This is a genomic window from Rossellomorea marisflavi (assembly GCF_001274775.1).
GTDB lineage: Bacteria > Bacillota > Bacilli > Bacillales > Bacillaceae_B > Rossellomorea > Rossellomorea marisflavi.
This window is the reverse complement of record NZ_LGUE01000001.1, coordinates 1719919-1736523: the sequence shown is the minus strand read 5'-3', so window position 1 is coordinate 1736523 and position 16605 is coordinate 1719919. Positions and strand designations below refer to the sequence as shown.

15 protein-coding genes and 1 riboswitch are annotated in these 16605 nt (G+C 47.7%); of the genes, 12 read left to right on the top strand and 3 right to left on the bottom strand.

The genetic code is table 11. The features are described 5' to 3' along the window. Positions 1-4 precede the first annotated feature (4 nt). The 8 genes from AF331_RS08660 to splB all read left to right on the top strand — a co-directional run bounded on the left by AF331_RS08660 (position 5) and on the right by splB (position 6014). Positions 5-850 (top strand): phosphotransferase enzyme family protein, encoded by an 846-nt coding sequence (locus AF331_RS08660; RefSeq protein WP_053427654.1) that lies wholly within the window; start codon positions 5-7, stop codon positions 848-850. Between the two features lie 52 nt (positions 851-902). Beyond that, positions 903-1012: riboswitch (TPP riboswitch) on the top strand. 81 nt (positions 1013-1093) lie between these two features. After that, positions 1094-2071: an ABC transporter substrate-binding protein gene (locus tag AF331_RS08655; RefSeq protein ID WP_053427653.1), complete on the top strand. Its 978-nt coding sequence runs from the start codon at positions 1094-1096 to the stop codon at positions 2069-2071. Positions 2072-2077: 6 nt separating this feature from the next. Further along, on the top strand, positions 2078-2371 hold the full coding sequence (locus AF331_RS08650; RefSeq protein ID WP_053427652.1) for a thiamine-binding protein: 294 nt from the start codon (positions 2078-2080) through the stop codon (positions 2369-2371). Continuing rightward, positions 2371-3129, top strand: a complete 759-nt coding sequence (locus AF331_RS08645) for an ABC transporter permease (RefSeq protein WP_200908240.1) — start codon at positions 2371-2373, stop codon at positions 3127-3129. The genes AF331_RS08650 and AF331_RS08645 overlap by 1 nt, the downstream gene beginning before the upstream one ends. Next, complete coding sequence (locus AF331_RS08640) at positions 3126-3872, top strand: ABC transporter ATP-binding protein (RefSeq protein ID WP_053427650.1); 747 nt, start codon at positions 3126-3128, stop codon at positions 3870-3872. Before AF331_RS08645 ends, AF331_RS08640 begins: the two co-directional genes overlap by 4 nt. Next, a complete protein-coding gene (locus AF331_RS08635; RefSeq protein ID WP_053427649.1) occupies positions 3856-4635 on the top strand; it encodes a TatD family hydrolase in 780 nt (259 codons plus the stop codon). Before AF331_RS08640 ends, AF331_RS08635 begins: the two co-directional genes overlap by 17 nt. A 95-nt stretch (positions 4636-4730) precedes the next feature. Beyond that, positions 4731-4976 carry a transcriptional regulator SplA domain-containing protein gene (locus AF331_RS08630; RefSeq protein ID WP_053427648.1) on the top strand — a complete coding sequence of 82 codons (246 nt, stop codon included), beginning with the start codon at positions 4731-4733 and terminating at the stop codon, positions 4974-4976. A 9-nt stretch (positions 4977-4985) separates the two neighbouring features. Beyond that, on the top strand, positions 4986-6014 hold the full coding sequence (splB, locus tag AF331_RS08625) for a spore photoproduct lyase (protein ID WP_053427647.1): 1029 nt from the start codon (positions 4986-4988) through the stop codon (positions 6012-6014). Positions 6015-6042: 28 nt separating this feature from the next. Here the strand turns inward: splB and AF331_RS08620 are convergent, their stop codons facing one another. Next, positions 6043-6330, bottom strand: a complete 288-nt coding sequence (locus tag AF331_RS08620) for a low molecular weight phosphatase family protein (protein WP_160316502.1) — start codon at positions 6328-6330, stop codon at positions 6043-6045. A gap of 425 nt (positions 6331-6755) precedes the next feature. On the opposite strand from AF331_RS08620, the gene AF331_RS08615 reads away from it, so the two are divergent. Beyond that, entirely contained in the window at positions 6756-8009 is a 1254-nt protein-coding gene (locus tag AF331_RS08615) for a dicarboxylate/amino acid:cation symporter (protein WP_053427645.1), read from the top strand. A gap of 540 nt (positions 8010-8549) precedes the next feature. Further along, positions 8550-10019: a sodium/proline symporter PutP gene (gene putP / locus AF331_RS08610; protein ID WP_053427644.1), complete on the top strand. Its 1470-nt coding sequence runs from the start codon at positions 8550-8552 to the stop codon at positions 10017-10019. 41 nt (positions 10020-10060) lie between these two features. Here putP and AF331_RS08605 read toward each other — a convergent pair whose 3' ends face one another. Together AF331_RS08605 and AF331_RS08600 are read right to left on the bottom strand one after the other, a co-directional pair. After that, positions 10061-11455: a cryptochrome/photolyase family protein gene (locus AF331_RS08605; protein ID WP_053427643.1), complete on the bottom strand. Its 1395-nt coding sequence runs from the start codon at positions 11453-11455 to the stop codon at positions 10061-10063. A gap of 129 nt (positions 11456-11584) precedes the next feature. Beyond that, positions 11585-12109 (bottom strand): universal stress protein, encoded by a 525-nt coding sequence (locus tag AF331_RS08600; protein WP_053427642.1) that lies wholly within the window; start codon positions 12107-12109, stop codon positions 11585-11587. Positions 12110-12818: 709 nt separating this feature from the next. On the opposite strand from AF331_RS08600, the gene AF331_RS08595 reads away from it, so the two are divergent. Beyond that, positions 12819-14576, top strand: a complete 1758-nt coding sequence (locus AF331_RS08595) for an ABC transporter ATP-binding protein (RefSeq protein ID WP_053427641.1) — start codon at positions 12819-12821, stop codon at positions 14574-14576. Then, positions 14573-16591 carry an ABC transporter ATP-binding protein gene (locus AF331_RS08590; protein WP_053427640.1) on the top strand — a complete coding sequence of 673 codons (2019 nt, stop codon included), beginning with the start codon at positions 14573-14575 and terminating at the stop codon, positions 16589-16591. The genes AF331_RS08595 and AF331_RS08590 overlap by 4 nt, the downstream gene beginning before the upstream one ends. Positions 16592-16605: the final 14 nt, after the last annotated feature.

Here is a 16605-nt window from a genome sequence, read left to right as displayed (position 1 = left end):
CGAAATGCTAGAACTTATTACCGCATTTTTTTCTGAAGAAGATGCAGAACGGTTCAAGGTGAAAAAGATAAGTGGAAGCGTGTGGGTTGCTCATGGTCCCGAGGGCATCTTTTATATCAAGCGGAGGACGGAGATGGAGTTTGAAGAGAGGCTCACCTCCTATCTTCATGAGCGATCCATCCGCGTGGAGATGCCTCATCCTGTAAGGCATGGAGGAAACATGTTCTGGAAGGATGGATGCGGGTACGCCTTATACGCATGCATTCCCGGAATCCGACCGGGATGGGAAGTTCCGATCATGTCGGCTGTCGGAAACACGTTGGCCAAGCTTCATTCAGGTTTCATGCACTTTCCTTTGGAAGGAGTCAAAACGTGGGATATCTCCCTTCATACGTGGGAGTGGATCCTTCAATGCAGCCATTCTCCTGATGCCAGGTGGGCGCGGTCCGTTGTGAAGAATTTTTGCAGTCCGGACCTTGAAGGAGGAAAGCAGCTGGTGCACGGTGATGTTCATCCCGGGAATCTCCTTGTCGATGAAGAAGGGGATGTTGGCATCATCGACTTTCAGCGGCTCCGTGTCGCCAACCGCATGGCTGACATTGCCTATTTCTGCGCACACCTCATCATTCACAACGGTATATCGATATCGTTGATCACCGCATTCTTAAAGGGGTACGGTTCTGAGTCCACGTTCAGGGAAGGAGACGGTGCACGATTCATGCATCATCTTACCATGTTCATCGTTCAATATACCTTTTATCTCCGGAAGGAACCCTTCGCTGCATTATCCCAGCTCATAGAGGTATCCCGAGCGGTTGAAGATCTGATTTCCCCTTCAAGAAATGCTTGAAAACCATAAGATACTATGGCAAAGTAGGAATGAAAGATAACGCCCGATATCGTGATTATTGTAGGGGGACCGGTGTGGCCGGTTGAGAGTGCATCCATCAGATGCTGACCCTTTGAACCTGAACTGGCTCATACCAGCGTAGGAAACAGATCGTAGACAGAATTCTTGTTTAATGATGCGTCCTAGGCCCATGAGCCTCGGGCGTTTTTTTCTGTACATATTTAGTGAAGGGACGTATGCATCTTGAGAAAATGGCTCATGGTCGTAAGTGCAATCCTCCTGCTGACTGCATGCAGTTCAGGCGGAGCTGAAAAAGAAAAGCTCAAAAAGGTATCGGTCGTCCTTGATTGGACCCCGAATACAAACCATACCGGTTTGTATGTGGCAAAAGAAAAAGGATATTTTGAAAAGCAAGGACTGGATGTCGACATCATCATGCCAGGAGAGGCTGGTGCTGACCAACTGGTGGCATCGGGAAAGGCGGATTTCGGTGTGGGGTATCAGGAAGGCGTCACACAGGCGAGGGTACAGGATGTTCCAATCGTCTCGATTGCGGCCATCATACAGCATAATACATCCGGATTCGCAGCTCCGAAGGACAAAGGGATCACCAAGCCTGAAGATTTCGAAGGCAAGACCTACGGTGGATGGGGTTCTCCCGTAGAGGAAGCCGTCATGGGCTCGATCATGAAACAGGAAGGGGCCGACGTGAAGAAGGTGAACTTCGTGAATATGGGGGACACAGACTTCTTTACGGCTGTAAAAAGGGATATCGACTTTGCCTGGATCTTTTATGGCTGGACGGGAATCGAAGCCGAACTCCGGGGGGAAGAACTTGATATGATGTATGTCAAAGATTATTCGGATAAGCTTGATTACTATACTCCTGTCCTCACGACGAACGAATCCCACATAAAGGATGACCCTGACACGGTCAAAGCATTCCTGAAGGCAGCAACGGAAGGATATGAGTACAGTATCGAGCACCCTGATGAAGCAGGCAAGATCCTTCTGAAAGAAGCCCCCGACCTTGATGAAGAGCTCGTCATGAAGAGTCAGGAATGGCTTGCGCCGAAGTACAAAGACGACGCGGAGAGATGGGGAGAGCAGAAAGCCGAGGTATGGAAGAATTACGCTGATTGGATGTTCGATAATGGACTTCTTGAAAAGAAACTTGATAGTCAAAAAGCCTATACAAATGAATTTTTACCTGGAGAGTGAGCATAAATGGCAAATGCATTGGTCAGTATTCAAATCATCCCGAAAACAAAGAATGGTGAAGATGTCATCCCTTATGTGGACGACGCCATCGCAGTCATCGAAGAATCGGGAGTGAACTATGAAGTGAATCCTCTAGAAACGACAATGGAAGGTGAACTCAGCGACTTGTTCAAGATCGTGGAGCGCATGAATGAGAAGATGATCGCAAGGGGAAGCGTGAATGTCATCTCTCAGATCAAGGTTCTCTATCAGCCTCAAGGCATCGAAATGACGGATCTTACCGGTAAATACCGCTCGTGATGAACGGAATCAGGAAGGGATGGAGGCCGGTTTCGGCCCTCATCCTTTTGTTCGTCTTCTGGCAGGTGGCAGTGACGGTGTTCACCATTCCCCAATGGCTACTGCCATCCCCTATGAAGGTCATTTCCGAAGGCTTGGCCTCCTGGGACTCCTTCCACATCCATCTTACTTCGACAGTCGGGCTATCCGTTTCCGGGTTTTTGATCGGATGTGCGGCGGGTATCGCTGTGGCCGTCACACTGCATCTTCTTCCAGGGGTGAGGGAGGCAGTCTATCCGCTGATGATCTTATCGCAAAACGTCCCCATCATCGTCCTTGCCCCTCTACTGGTCATATGGTTCGGTTTTGGCCTGCTGCCTAAATTCCTGGTAATCACGCTTGTGTGCTTCTTTCCGATTGCGGTTTCCACCATGGACGGGTTCAGACAGACGCAACGCCAATATATTCACTATATGAAAATGGCGGGTGCCACCAAGGGGCAGATCTTCAGGAAGGTGGAGTGGCCACATGCCCTACCATCCATCTTTTCAGGTCTGAAGATTGCGGCTACATACAGCGTCATGGGAGCCGTCATTTCTGAGTGGCTCGGATCCCAGAAAGGAATTGGCGTGTATATGACGCTTGCTTCCTCGGCATTCAGGACCGATCGTGTATTCGTGGCGATCTTCGCCATCATGATCTTGAGCTTGTTGTTTTTCAGCATCATTGTCCTGCTGGAACGATGGTGGGTGAAAGGGAAGAAGGAGGAATTGAAATGAGCAAGCTTCACATCACGTCATTATCGAAACACTTCGATCACCAACCTGTCCTTCAAAATCTATCCCTTCAGGTTGAAGAAGGGGAGTTCGTCTCCATCCTTGGCCCTTCAGGCAGCGGAAAGACTACCCTCTTCCATTTGATCGGTGGGATGATGGAGCCGGAAGAAGGCTCCATTGTTCTCGACGGGGAGAAGATCAACGGTAAGAGGGGCTCCATCAGCTATATGCCGCAGGATCACGCGTTATTACCTTGGAGAACGGTTCTTGGAAATGTGATCCTGGGTCAAGAGATTCATGGTAGGAAGGACGAGGCACGGGCGAAGGAGTGGATCGTGCGCGCCGGCCTTTCAGGTTATGAGGGGGCGTATCCCGATGAGCTTTCCGGGGGGATGAAGCAGAGGGTCGCTTTCATCAGGGCCCTGATGAGTCCACAGTCCCTGCTGTGCCTTGATGAGCCATTCTCCAGTCTGGATGAGTTCACGAGGCTCGACATGCAAAAGTGGCTCATGGATATTTGGGAAGATGATAAGAGATCCGTCCTCTTCATCACCCATAACATAGACGAAGCCCTCTTCCTATCAGATCGGATTATTGTTTTATCAGGTAAACCGTCAAACGTCCAGAAAGAATTCCGGCTGCCCTATCCACGCCCTAGGGATGAGAAAATGATCTTGAGCAAGGAATTCCTTCAACACAAAAAAGAAATTTTCCGGGAGCTGACGAAGCATGTTCAACATGATTGATGCGCACATCCACTGGGATGCCTATTCACCGCCTCAGCGAAAGGAAATCCTTCATTCCCTCGGTGTCCATGGAGTAAGGGCGATGATTGCAGTGGGGATGAACTTGAAGTCGAGCCGGGAGACGCTGGAACTATCAATGAGAGACGAACGGGTGAAGGCAGCAGCCGGGTTCCACCCTGAACAGGAAATCCTCTCCCAGGGTGAGATCGAGGAAATATTCACCTTCATAGATCAGCATGCCGGATCGCTGGTGGCCGTGGGGGAAGTGGGTCTTCCTTATTACAGGATGCAGGAAGACGTCGATCTTGAGCTCAAACCCTATGAAGAATTACTGGAGAGGTTCATTGTGAAAGCGAAGTCCCTTAAAAAGCCCATTGTACTCCACTGCATCTACGAGCATGCCGGCATTGCTTGCGATCTGCTGGAACGTCATTCTGTCGAGAAGGCGCACTTTCACTGGTTCAAAGGGGACGAGGCGATTCTTGAGAGGGTGCTGTCCAATGGATATAAAGTATCGGTCACACCGGATGTGATGTATGAAGATGAAATTCAAAAGGTCGTGCAAAAAGCTCCGCTTGATGCCATCATGGTGGAAACCGACGGCCCCTGGCCGTTTGAAGGGCCATTAAAAGGGCAGATGACCCACCCTGGCATGATGGGCCGGACCATCAAATGCATCGCTTCAATCAAAAATATGGACGAAAGCGAAGCTGCCGAGAGGATCTTTACCCAAACAAAACGATTTTACGGGCTCTCCATTTAAATGGAGAGCTTTTTTGGCATAAGCAGGTATTACCAACATATTTGATCCCGGGTAGGAAAAAATGAAAAGGAATACGAAGGAAATGGGTGAACCCTATGGAAATCAACAATCAGGATTCCGTCTATCAGGCGGGGGATGTTGTCTATGTGATCTACCGCAATCCCCATACTCAAAGCGTGGCCAATGTCCAGGCTGCAGCTGTGGTGAATGATCCGGACCATCCCGAAGAACTTGCTCTGTTCATGTACGAAACTTATTATCCTTTGACGAATGAAGTTGCAGTTTACGCATCGGAAGCAGATGCTGAAGCGGCCTACACACAATCATTCGGTCAGATGTAGGAGGACACGATGCTGAAACCATTCATGCCCCAGCTGGTCTACTTTGAACCAGGCGCACTGGAGTACCCCCTCGGGAAACAGCTTAAAGAGAAATTTGAGAAATTGAACGTGGAAATCCGCTACACCACTTCCCACAACCAGGTGCGGAATTTGCCGGGGGATAACCACTTCCAAAAATACAGAATCGCTAAATCCACCCTGGTAGTCGGGGTAAGGAAGACCCTGAAGTTCGACACCTCGAAACCTTCCGCAGAATATGCGATCCCATTTGCCACAGGGTGTATGGGGCACTGCCATTATTGCTATCTTCAAACGACGATGGGGAGCAAACCGTATATCAGGACCTATGTGAATGTGGATGAGATCTTTGACGCGGCTGATCAATATATCAAGGAGCGCACGCCTGAATTTACCCGCTTCGAGGCGGCATGTACGTCGGATATTGTAGGGATTGACCATATTACACATACATTGAAGCGCGCAATCGAGCACTTCGGGAAATCGGAGCATGGCAAGCTGCGCTTCGTGACGAAATTCCACCATGTCGATCATCTACTGGATGCGAACCATAATGGGAAGACGCGCTTCAGATTCAGCATCAACGCGGATTATGTAATCAAAAATTTTGAACCTGGTACATCGCGATTGGATCAGCGCATCGAGGCTGCAGCGAAAGTGGCGGAAGCAGGGTACCCGCTTGGCTTCATTGTAGCGCCCATCTATCTTCACGAAGGATGGGAAGAAGGGTACAAAACCATGTTTGAACATCTTGAAGCCACTTTGCCTTCGTCGGCCAAAAAAGATCTCACGTTTGAGTTCATCCAGCATCGCTTTACAAAGCCGGCTAAACGGGTGATCGAGAAAAATTACCCGATGACGAAACTTGAACTCAATGAAGAAGAACGTCGCTATAAGTGGGGGAAATATGGCATAGGGAAGTATATTTATCAGAAAGACGAAGAACAGGATATCAAAGATCATTTATACGGCTATATGGAAAAGGCTTTTCCTCAAGCAAAACTGGAATACTTCACATAAAAAATGACTGCCATGATCATCATGGCAGTCAATTCATTCTGATGGAAGGGAGAAGGGATTCAAGATCCCTTACCTTCATGGCAATCTCGTCACAGATCTCCTGGAAAAATACCCACTCTTCCAATTCAGAGGTGGAACGTTTCTCCGGGTTGGGGAGATTCCAATGGATGACTTTTTCCTCCCATTCTTCCGGGAACTTGATGGCGTCGTCCAATTCTTCGTCGTAGATCGTGACGATGAGGGATGCACCGGCGAGTTCGTCGATTTGAATGGGGTCCCTTTTAAGGGTGTTTATATCAATGTTATATTCCTTCATGGCGAGGGTACTAAAGCTTTTTTTGTGATGCTTTCTCATTAATCCAGCACTTTTAAAGGCCCAGCCGGACATGTCAAGCCTTCCAGCCCAACCTTCAGCGATGGAACTTCGATCCTGGCCAGGTGAAAGAAAGTAAACGGTATTTTTCATTCTATCATGTTCCTTTCTCGAATCATCATGCTGTTACTTATTATCTACCCCGATATGCTCGTTTTAATCATGATTTGTATTAGTATTTATTGTGAATTCGCTTCAGCATCCACTTCCAGACTGGTATCATACCTGTCTCCTCCTGATTCTAGTAAATTAGTAGAGTTTCTTCCAACGAGTAAGAAAATCCTAGATTAAAAAAACGGTTTCATATAAAATTGTATAGGGTAAAGATTACGAATTATCTTTATATATTTTTTTTAGGGAGGTACCATATGAAACTGAACCTGACAACAAAGATTATCTTGGCCCTGATTTTGGGTGCCATAGTAGGGTTGCTGCTCAATTTATTTGCTAAGGACTGGTTCGACGTCCTTGACCCATATCTATTGACCCCGCTGGGACAAATCTTCCTAAACTTAATCAGCATGCTTGTCGTACCCATCGTATTCCTTTCCATCGTCCTTGGGACAGCCGGATTGGGTGATCCAAAGAAGCTTGGAAGGATCGGAGTCAAAGCCGTTTCGTTCTTCTTGATCACTACTTGCATCGCCATCGTGATCGGACTTCTCATGGCCTACGCGATCGATCCCGGAATGGTCGAGGGTATCGATAAATCACAGGCAGAGGGGTATAAGACAGAGGATGCGCCTCCTGTAGGCGAAACCTTATTAAACATTATTCCGAAGAATCCGATTGCCTCAATGAGTGAAGGGAATATGCTCCAGATCATCGCATTCGCTATCTTCGTCGGGCTCGGTCTGACCGCTCTTGGTGATAAGACAAAAGGAATATTGAAGCTTTTTGAACAAGGGAATGACCTCATGATGTATCTGGTGGGGATTGTCATGAAGTTTGCCCCGTACGGTACATTCGGCTTGCTCGCTTCTGCCATCGGAAGCCAAGGACTGAGCGCACTGAAAGCCATGTGGCTTTACTTTGTGGTCGTCCTTCTCGGCCTCATTGTCCATGGTGCGGTAACCTATGGTTCTGCCGTAGGCTTCCTTGCGAAAAAGAATCCAATCTGGTTCTTCAAGACATTCAGCCCTGCCATGAGCGTAGCATTCGGGACGTCCAGCAGTAATGCCACGCTGCCCGTTTCCATGGAGGTTGCCCAAGATAAGCTGAAGGTATCGAAATCGGTCAGCTCCTTCGTGCAACCTCTGGGTGCGACGATCAATATGGACGGGACTGCCATCATGCAAGGGGTGGCAACAGTATTCATTGCACAGGTCTATGGGATTGACCTAACCTTGGAACAACTGGTCACCGTTGTACTTACCGCCGTTCTTGCGAGTATCGGTACGGCAGGTGTGCCTGGCGTCGGGCTCATCATGCTTGCCATGGTATTGAATAGTGTCGGCCTTCCGGTAGAAGGGATCGGGTTGATCCTGGGTATTGACCGACTCCTTGATATGGCGAGGACGGCGATCAACATTTCTGGTGATGCTGCATGTGCCTTATACATTTCAGAGTCTGAAAAGAAGCGCACTATCAAAGAACAGCGCGGCGAATCTGCCAGATCATAATAGATGCCAAAACAAAAAATCCGGACTATGTCCGGATTTTTTGTTTTATTATTAGAAAAGACACAAAAAGCGTTTAACTCCTGTTGAAAAAGGTTAAGGAAAAAGTACTATGACAAATGAAAGAACTCATACTTTATTTTGAATAAAAACCCTCCATAATCATCCACTATCACTACGCAATTCGTCACAATTTGAAATAAATTTAAATAATTCGACATGAATATTTATCGGCTATTCAAAAAAAACTCACTTGTATTACGCGTTTTTTACGCATAATTATACAAAAAATGAATCTCGTATGCTTCTCGAAATTTTAATTATTCCAGAAATGTGTTAAGATTTATCTTGTGTCTCCGTAAGAGGAGATTATTGCAGAGGAGATTTAAAATTGCATACGTGATTCAAAATTTTGAATAAGGAGGAAGCGTGATGGCAGACAGCTTAACAATGGCAACCTGGCTTTGGCTTTTGATACCAATGCCTCTATTGATTATTTTTTCAATTATCACTTTATTAACCGAAAAGACAAAGGAGTAGATTATGGACATTAATATCGAAACATTGACAGCGATCATCATTTACCTTGTAGGGATGCTGATCATCGGGTATTTAGCAGCAAAATTAACTAGTGATCTATCAGATTATGTTTTAGGTGGAAGACGTTTGACCGCAGGTGTGGCGGCGCTCAGTGCAGGATCATCGGATATGAGCGGTTGGCTCATGCTAGGTTTGCCTGGGGCGATTTATGCATCCGGAATGGGATCGATCTGGCTCGCAATCGGGCTGGCAATCGGTGCATATCTCAACTGGCAGTTCGTCGCGAAACCTTTCAGGGTGTATACGGAAGTAGCAAAAGATTCAATCACGGTTCCGGATTACTTCGAAAATCGTTTCCGCGATCACAGCAAGGTCCTTCGAGTTTTTTCTGCAATAATCATCCTCATTTTCTTCACATTCTACACATCTTCAAGTTTGGTAGGTGGAGCCATCCTCCTGGAGCAATCCTTCGGGATGAATTATCAGCTGGCTCTTTGGGTTGGAGCAGGTGTCATCCTCTCCTACACGTTCTTTGGTGGATTCCTGGCGGCAAGCTGGACGGATTTCATTCAAGGTATCCTAATGTTCCTTGCTCTCATCATCATTCCGATCGTAGCCATCAATGAGCTTGGCGGTTGGGGTGAAACGGTCAGCAAGGTTGGAAGCATCGATCCATCCCATCTCAACGTCTACACGGGGGCAACGTTTGCATCTGTTGTGTCTCTACTAGCATGGGGTCTTGGGTATTTCGGTCAGCCTCATATCGTTGTTCGATTCATGGGGATCAAATCGACCAAAGAGATACCTAAAGCAAGATTGATCGGGATGACATGGATGGTTGTTTCCTTATTCGGGGCCATCTTTATCGGATTTACTGGTTTTGCATACTTTGCCGATAATCCACTAAGCAATCCAGAGACGGTTTTCATTACGTTCTCACAAGTGCTATTTAATCCTTGGGTAGCAGGATTCTTGCTTGCGGCCATCCTTTCCGCCATCATGAGCACGGTGGATTCGCAATTGCTCGTATCTTCAAGTGCATTGGCACAGGACTTTTATAAGGCCATCTTCCGGAAACAAGCGAGCAAGAAGGAAGAAATGCTGGTCGGACGTATTTCAGTGGTAGTAATTGCAATAATTGCTATTTTCCTAGGTTACAACCCAGACAGTTCAGTACTTGCACTTGTCAGCTATGCCTGGGCAGGATTCGGGGCTGCATTCGGTCCGCTGATCATCTTCAGTCTTTTCTGGAAGCGAATGACGCGTAATGGTGCCCTTGCAGGAATGCTAGTCGGTGCTGTAACGGTCATCCTTTGGGCCATTCCGGAAGGCAGTTTCCTAGGTATCTATGAGCTTCTACCAGGTTTCATTTTCTCCTCATTGGCGATTATCATCTTCAGTTTGACAGGAAAAGGACCGGACAAAGAAGTTGTAGAGGAATTCGAACTAGTACAGACAAAATTGAAGCAATAGGATCAAACAAAGGAGACCTGGCAAGTGGCAGGTCTCCTTTGTTATTTCTTTATTTCGTCAAAACGTGCCAATGCACGCTGTCTAGCTGCTTTATGATCAACCATCGGTTCTGGATAGTCTTTCCCGAGCGTAATCCCGGCCGTTTCCAATATAGCAGCGGGGGCCTTCGAAGGTTCTTGGATATACTTGTCAGGTAACCCGCTGATTTCAGGTACCCACATCCGGATATAGTCACCATCTCCATCGAATTTCTCTCCTTGCAGTGTCGGGTTGAAAACCCTGAAATAAGGAGAAGAGTCCAGTCCCGATCCGGCAACCCACTGCCAGCCCATTGAATTATTAGCAAGATCTGCATCGATCAGCGTATCCATGAACCAATCGGCGCCTTTTTGCCAAGGAATGAGCAGGTGTTTTGTCAGGAAGGAGGCTGCGACCATCCTGACTCTGTTATGCATAAAACCGGTTGCCCACAATTCTCTCATCCCGGCATCGACGATAGGATACCCGGTGACGCCCTTTGTCCATCGCTCGAATGCTTCCTGGTCCGACTCCCATCTGAACGTTTTGAATCGGGAGTCAAGCGGTGTCGACGTGGAGTCGGGGAAATGGAGGAGGACGGAATAAGAGAACTCCCTCCAGACCAACTGCCTGATAAACGGCTCGGGTGATACGGAATGTTTGAGAAGGGAGTGGTACATACTCCTGGCGGAAATCACACCAAGGGCTAGGTACGGAGATAGGGTGGAATGAGATCCGTTTGCAGGATAATCCCGCCGGTCGGTATAGCTCGGGAGCCTGTTCTTCGTAAATGAGCGGAACCTCCTGATCGCGGCTGCTTCTCCCGGATCCCAGATGGATTCCATCACATGATACCACGGGATTTCAGGGATAAGGGCCAATTCTTCCAATGAAGCACCTTTGTCAATGTCCGGCACGTTCAATTCTTTTACCTTCGGCAGCGGTTTAGGAATGCTGTTCGTTCGAAACGACTTATAGAATGAAGTGAACACTTTATAAGGGGTGTCATCTTCCTTTTTGACCGTCCAAGGAGGGAGCAACAAGGTTCCTTCAAATGTTTTCACTTCGATCCCTTCAGCATCAAGCTTCTTCGCAAGCTCTAGATCCCGTTCATAGATCCCTGGCTCATACACCCGGTTCCAGTAAACGGCATCGGCTTTCCATTCCTTTATCCATCTGAAAATTGTCTTTTCCATATCACCTTTGTCATACCACAACCGGCCACCTATATCAGAAATGGCCGATTCGAGGGCTTCCAGATTTCGATGAAGCCACCACTGCTTTGCTCCCCCGAATGGACGATCGTTATCAAGGATATAGAGGGGGAGGACGGTTCCGGCGGTAGCGGCTTCATGAAGTGCGGGGTGATCATGAATTCTCAGGTCGTCCCTGAAGAGGACGATGATGCGCTTGTTCATATATTTGTACCTCCTGCTGAATCTCAGGGGATCCATTTTTCATTCAGTATAGGGAAGAATCCATGATGAGACAAAGAAAAATGCGCTACAAAATAAAAGGAATGGGTCTAAGCCCATTCCTGAAATAGCTTATTTCACGACCAATACATTGGTTTCGCAGTTCTTTACGACCTTTTCACTTACGCTTCCCAGCATAAGCTTCTTCATGCCGCTTTTACCGCTTCTTCCTAAAATGACAAGATCGACTTCATTGTCGGTTGCGTACTCACATATCCGTTTTTCTTCAGATCCGGCAAGGTGAATGTATTCAGCTTCGATCTTGTGGGGATCAAGTTTTTCCTGTACGTGTTTCAGCACCGGATGGATTTCTCCCACTTCATTAATCGATTGCCTTTCCTCTGCACCATCATATACATGGGGGTCGCGCTGCAGGGCTGTATCACCCACGATCTGCTGATCCAGGCCAGGAGAAGTAGCCGCCATGGCGTGGGGAGGAGTGAAGTGATCAACTGCCTGATTTGGTGTCTTCTCATCGGTTACATATAAAATGGTCATTTTTGTATCGAGTGATTGATTCTTCAGCTTCAGTGCTTCATCAAGTGCTTTCCTGCTGCCGTCCGTGTCGTCATATGCGACTAAGATATGTTTGTACATCGATAATCACCTCTAGTAATGGAATAGTATCCATTTACCCTTTTCAGAATAGTTTAATCCTTTTGTTCAGGCAAAAAAAGAAGCAGGGTGGGTTTCACCTGCTTCATACTGAAACTTATAGAAGGCTGATGATCCAGCCGATTACAACGATTGCCCCGATGACCATTAAGATCGTGCGTACCATGGATGTTCACCTCTTCGTATGTGTTTTATCATTTCGCTTACCGTTAAGATACCCCAACGTGTACAAATGAAACATAAAGGATACATCAAATAAGAACAAAAATAATATTGACATTATTCTGAAAATAGAGTAGGGTATAGTAAGGTTAAAAATGAAAAGTTTCTGTCTACGAAGACTGAACTGAGAAGGGAGTGGCTGTGATGAAGAAGGTTATGATCGATTCCGCTATGAACAAGAATAAGCGATCTTCATCACATATCTGCTGATCCCGTTTTCATAAACGAGTGAGGGCACAGGTGATGGTTGATCACCTGTGCTTTTTTTGTCCCCGGATGGACGACTGAAAGGCGCATTGCCTTTGGTCGTCCATCTTTTTGTTGTTTTCAGGGTATCCCTGTGACATAGAATCACAACTTGATAAAGGAGGAATTTCTAATGATTCACAATCACCAATCGGTAGTCCCATCCCTGGCGGAGACCGAAGGAGGCTAGTTAGGGAGCAAAAGCAAGAATGGAGGCAGGAGCATGTTCATCATTTTTAAGAAATTATCATGGTTTTTCAAAGAAAACTGGAAGAGATATACCGTCGCCATCATTTTATTGACCATAGTCGGCATTTTGGATGTGGTCCCGCCGAAGCTGGTGGGTGACGCCATCGATGAAATCCAGGTTGGCTCACTCACGAGGGAAGCAATTGTGCATTATTTGTTGCTGTTGACAGGAACAACCGTTGTTTCGTATGGCATGACCTATATTTGGATGTATCAGCTGTTCGGGGGAGCGTTCCTTGTAGAGCGGAAGCTCCGTTCACGCTTTGTCGGTCACCTTATGAAAATGACGCCCACTTTCTTCGAAAAGAATCGTACAGGGGATCTCATGGCCAGGGCTACGAACGATCTGCAGGCCATTTCGGTCACGGCAGGCTTCGGTGTGCTGACGCTCATCGATTCAAGTATTTTCATGCTGACGATCCTTTTTACGATGGGCTTCCTCGTCAGCTGGAAGTTGACACTGGCGGCAATCTTACCCCTTCCATTGATGGCCCTGCTTATGAAGATCTACGGGGCAAGGATCCATGCGCGTTTCACGGAAGCTCAGGATGCTTTCGGGGAACTGAATGATAAAGTCCTTGAGTCGGTCTCAGGGGTCCGTGTCATCAGGGCCTATGTGCAGGAGAGGGCAGATGAGAATCGATTCTCCGATATGACGGAGGATGTGTACAGCAAGAACATCGCCGTAGCGAGAATCGATTCGTTGTTCGATCCCACCATCAAAGTGCTGGTGGGGCTGAGTTATCTGATCGGGCTAGGGTACGGTGCGTATCTTGTATTCCATCAATCCATCACCCTCGGCCAGCTTGTTTCATTCAATGTCTACCTCGGAATGTTGATCTGGCCGATGTTTGCCATAGGTGAACTCATCAATATCATGCAGAGGGGGAACGCTTCACTCGATCGCGTTCAGGAAACCCTTGCGTATGAGCAGGATGTGAAAGACGAAGATATCCAAGAAACGGTTCCTGAACCGGATGGGATCGGATTCCATCAATTATCATTCCGCTATCCATCCTCTGAAGGAATGAATCTCAAAGATGTGGATGTAACGGTACCAAAGGGAGCCACTCTCGGAATCGTCGGGAAAACGGGGAGTGGAAAGACGACGTTCATCAAACAGATCTTACGGGAGTATCCGGTAGGAGAGGGAACGTTGGAGATCGGAGGCATCCCCATCGATAAGCTGCCGATGGACCGTGTCAGGGAATGGATCGGGTACGTTCCTCAGGATCATATCCTCTTCTCCAAGACGGTGAAAGAAAACATCCTTTATGGAAAAGAAGGCGCCACAGATGAAGAGCTTGAAAGAGCGATGATCCAAGCAGATTTCATGAAGGATCTCAGCACCCTTCCCCAAGGACTCGAGACGATTGTCGGTGAAAAGGGCGTGGCGCTCTCAGGAGGACAGAAACAGAGGATTTCCATTGCAAGGGCTCTGATCAAAGACCCTGACATCCTTCTACTTGATGATGCGCTATCGGCGGTGGACGCAAAGACGGAAGCCACCATCATACGGAATCTCAGGAATGAAAGAGCCGGGAAGACGACCATTTTGGCCACCCACCGTATTTCCGCCGTTGAGGAAGCAGATTGGATCCTGGTGTTTGAAGGAGGAAAAGTCATCGAAGAGGGCACGCATTCGGATCTTCTTACTACAAAAGGATGGTATAGACAGCAATATGAGCGTCAGCAGGCTGCAGATCCTGCACGGAAGGGGGTGGGGGCATGAGCGTAGGAAAACGATTGGTTCAGTATGCCCTTTTATATAAAAGCATGATCATTGCGGCCCTTCTCATGCTCACTGTTTCAGTAGGAGCAGAGCTAGCGGGTCCCTTCATCGCCAAGAAGATGATCGATGACCATATACTTGGAATCGAAGACCGGTGGGTGGAGTCCGGCCAACAGGAAGATGCTGTAGCTTATCAGGGCAAATGGTATATCCGTGAAGAATATCGGTCAGATGGAGAAAGCGGAGGGAATGAGGTAAGGGTCTTCCAGGTCGGAAGGTCTTTCTACTTCATCCCGGAAGATGTCCCGAGTGATGGGGAACGTGCCATTACGGACGGGAAGCTTTCCATCCGCAAGAATGGGGAAACATCCTTGTATGAGGCTGAAAAATTATCCGGCTCCGAGCTGTTGGCTTTTTATCAGCCGGAAATCCCAAGGATCATCAAACTGATTGCCTTTTATTTCGGATTGCTGCTATTCGCATCATTTTTCCAATACGGTCAGCATTTCTATCTTCAGAAGGCAGCAAACCGGGTCATTCAGAAAATGAGGAATGACGTTTTCAACCATATCCAGCGTTTGCCCATCCAGTACTTCGATAATCTGCCCGCGGGGAAGGTCGTGGCAAGGATCACCAACGATACGGAAGCGATCCGGAACTTGTATGTGACGGTTCTGTCGACGTTCTTCACCAGTGCCATTTACATTGTCGGCATTTATATCGCCCTTTTCATTCTGGATCCGTCCTTGGCTTCGATCTGTCTCATCCTCATGCCTATCCTTGTCCTGTGGACTTACCTTTATAGAAGATACGCCTCTTCCTATAATAAAGTGATCCGAAGCAAGGTAAGTGAGATCAATGCGGTCATCAACGAATCAATCCAGGGAATGCCGATCATCCAGGCTTTCCGGAGGGAAAAGAAAACAAAAGAGGAATTCGAAGAACTGAATGAGATGCACTACCGTTATCAAAACAAGCTACTCAACTTGAATTCCCTTACGTCCCACAATCTTTCGGGAGTGCTGAGGAACATTGTGTTCGTCGCATTCATTTGGCATTTCGGCGGCGGGTCACTCGAAGTGGGATCGGTGATTTCACTTGGTGTGCTCTATGCGTTTGTCGATTATATCAATCGGCTTTTCCAACCTATCACAGGGATTGTCAATCAGCTGTCCAACCTGGAGCAGGCCCTGGTCGCAGGGGAGCGGGTCTTCAAGCTCCTCGAAGAGAAAGGGACGGACGTGGAAGATGAACGGATGGAGCGCTACCGGGGGGATGTGAGCTTCGAGCATGTGTCATTCGGGTACAAGAAGGATGACTATGTGCTGAAGGATATCCATTTTTCAGCCACACGCGGGGAGACAGTTGCCCTTGTCGGACATACAGGCTCCGGTAAGAGCTCCATCATGAATCTGCTATTCAGATTCTACGATGTAGATGAAGGGTGTATCACGATCGATGGAAAGGATATTCGGGAACTGCCGATTCAAGCAGTCCGTGAGCATATGGGGATTGTCCTTCAAGATCCATACCTTTTTACAGGGACCATCGCTTCCAATGTCAGTCTGGGCCAAGAAGGGATATCTCGTGAAAAGGTAGAGGCGTCACTCAAGGCAGTCGGAGCAGAAAAAGCATTCGCAGGGCTTGCGAAAGGATACGATGAGCCGGTGATCGAGAAAGGGAGCACCCTATCCTCAGGTCAGAGGCAGCTCATTTCATTTGCGCGCGCCCTTGCCTTCGACCCTGCCATCCTGATCCTCGATGAAGCGACATCCAGCATCGATACGGAGACGGAATCGATCATACAGGAAGCGATGGAAGTGGTGAAGAAAGGGAGAACCACATTCATCATTGCCCACCGCCTTTCTACTATAAAAAATGCAGATCAGATCCTGGTACTTGATCGCGGGTCCATTGCGGAAATGGGGAACCATGACCAACTGATGGAGCGTAAGGGTAAGTATTATCACATGTATCACCTTCAATCCGGCGCAGCCGGGGAGGAGGCAGGATAAGATTAAAGGCACCT

Coding starts and splice junctions, on each gene's coding strand:
- AF331_RS08595 (WP_053427641.1), top strand. CDS start 12,819: ATGTTCATCATTTTTAAGAAATTATCATGGTTTTTCAAAGAAAACTGG.
- putP (WP_053427644.1), top strand. CDS start 8,550: ATGGACATTAATATCGAAACATTGACAGCGATCATCATTTACCTTGTA.
- AF331_RS08590 (WP_053427640.1), top strand. CDS start 14,573: ATGAGCGTAGGAAAACGATTGGTTCAGTATGCCCTTTTATATAAAAGC.
- AF331_RS08640 (WP_053427650.1), top strand. CDS start 3,126: ATGAGCAAGCTTCACATCACGTCATTATCGAAACACTTCGATCACCAA.
- AF331_RS08650 (WP_053427652.1), top strand. CDS start 2,078: ATGGCAAATGCATTGGTCAGTATTCAAATCATCCCGAAAACAAAGAAT.
- AF331_RS08660 (WP_053427654.1), top strand. CDS start 5: ATGCTAGAACTTATTACCGCATTTTTTTCTGAAGAAGATGCAGAACGG.
- AF331_RS08635 (WP_053427649.1), top strand. CDS start 3,856: ATGTTCAACATGATTGATGCGCACATCCACTGGGATGCCTATTCACCG.
- AF331_RS08620 (WP_160316502.1), bottom strand. CDS start 6,330: ATGAAGGAATATAACATTGATATAAACACCCTTAAAAGGGACCCCATT.
- splB (WP_053427647.1), top strand. CDS start 4,986: ATGCTGAAACCATTCATGCCCCAGCTGGTCTACTTTGAACCAGGCGCA.
- AF331_RS08615 (WP_053427645.1), top strand. CDS start 6,756: ATGAAACTGAACCTGACAACAAAGATTATCTTGGCCCTGATTTTGGGT.
- AF331_RS08605 (WP_053427643.1), bottom strand. CDS start 11,455: ATGAACAAGCGCATCATCGTCCTCTTCAGGGACGACCTGAGAATTCAT.
- AF331_RS08645 (WP_200908240.1), top strand. CDS start 2,371: ATGAACGGAATCAGGAAGGGATGGAGGCCGGTTTCGGCCCTCATCCTT.
- AF331_RS08630 (WP_053427648.1), top strand. CDS start 4,731: ATGGAAATCAACAATCAGGATTCCGTCTATCAGGCGGGGGATGTTGTC.
- AF331_RS08600 (WP_053427642.1), bottom strand. CDS start 12,109: ATGTACAAACATATCTTAGTCGCATATGACGACACGGACGGCAGCAGG.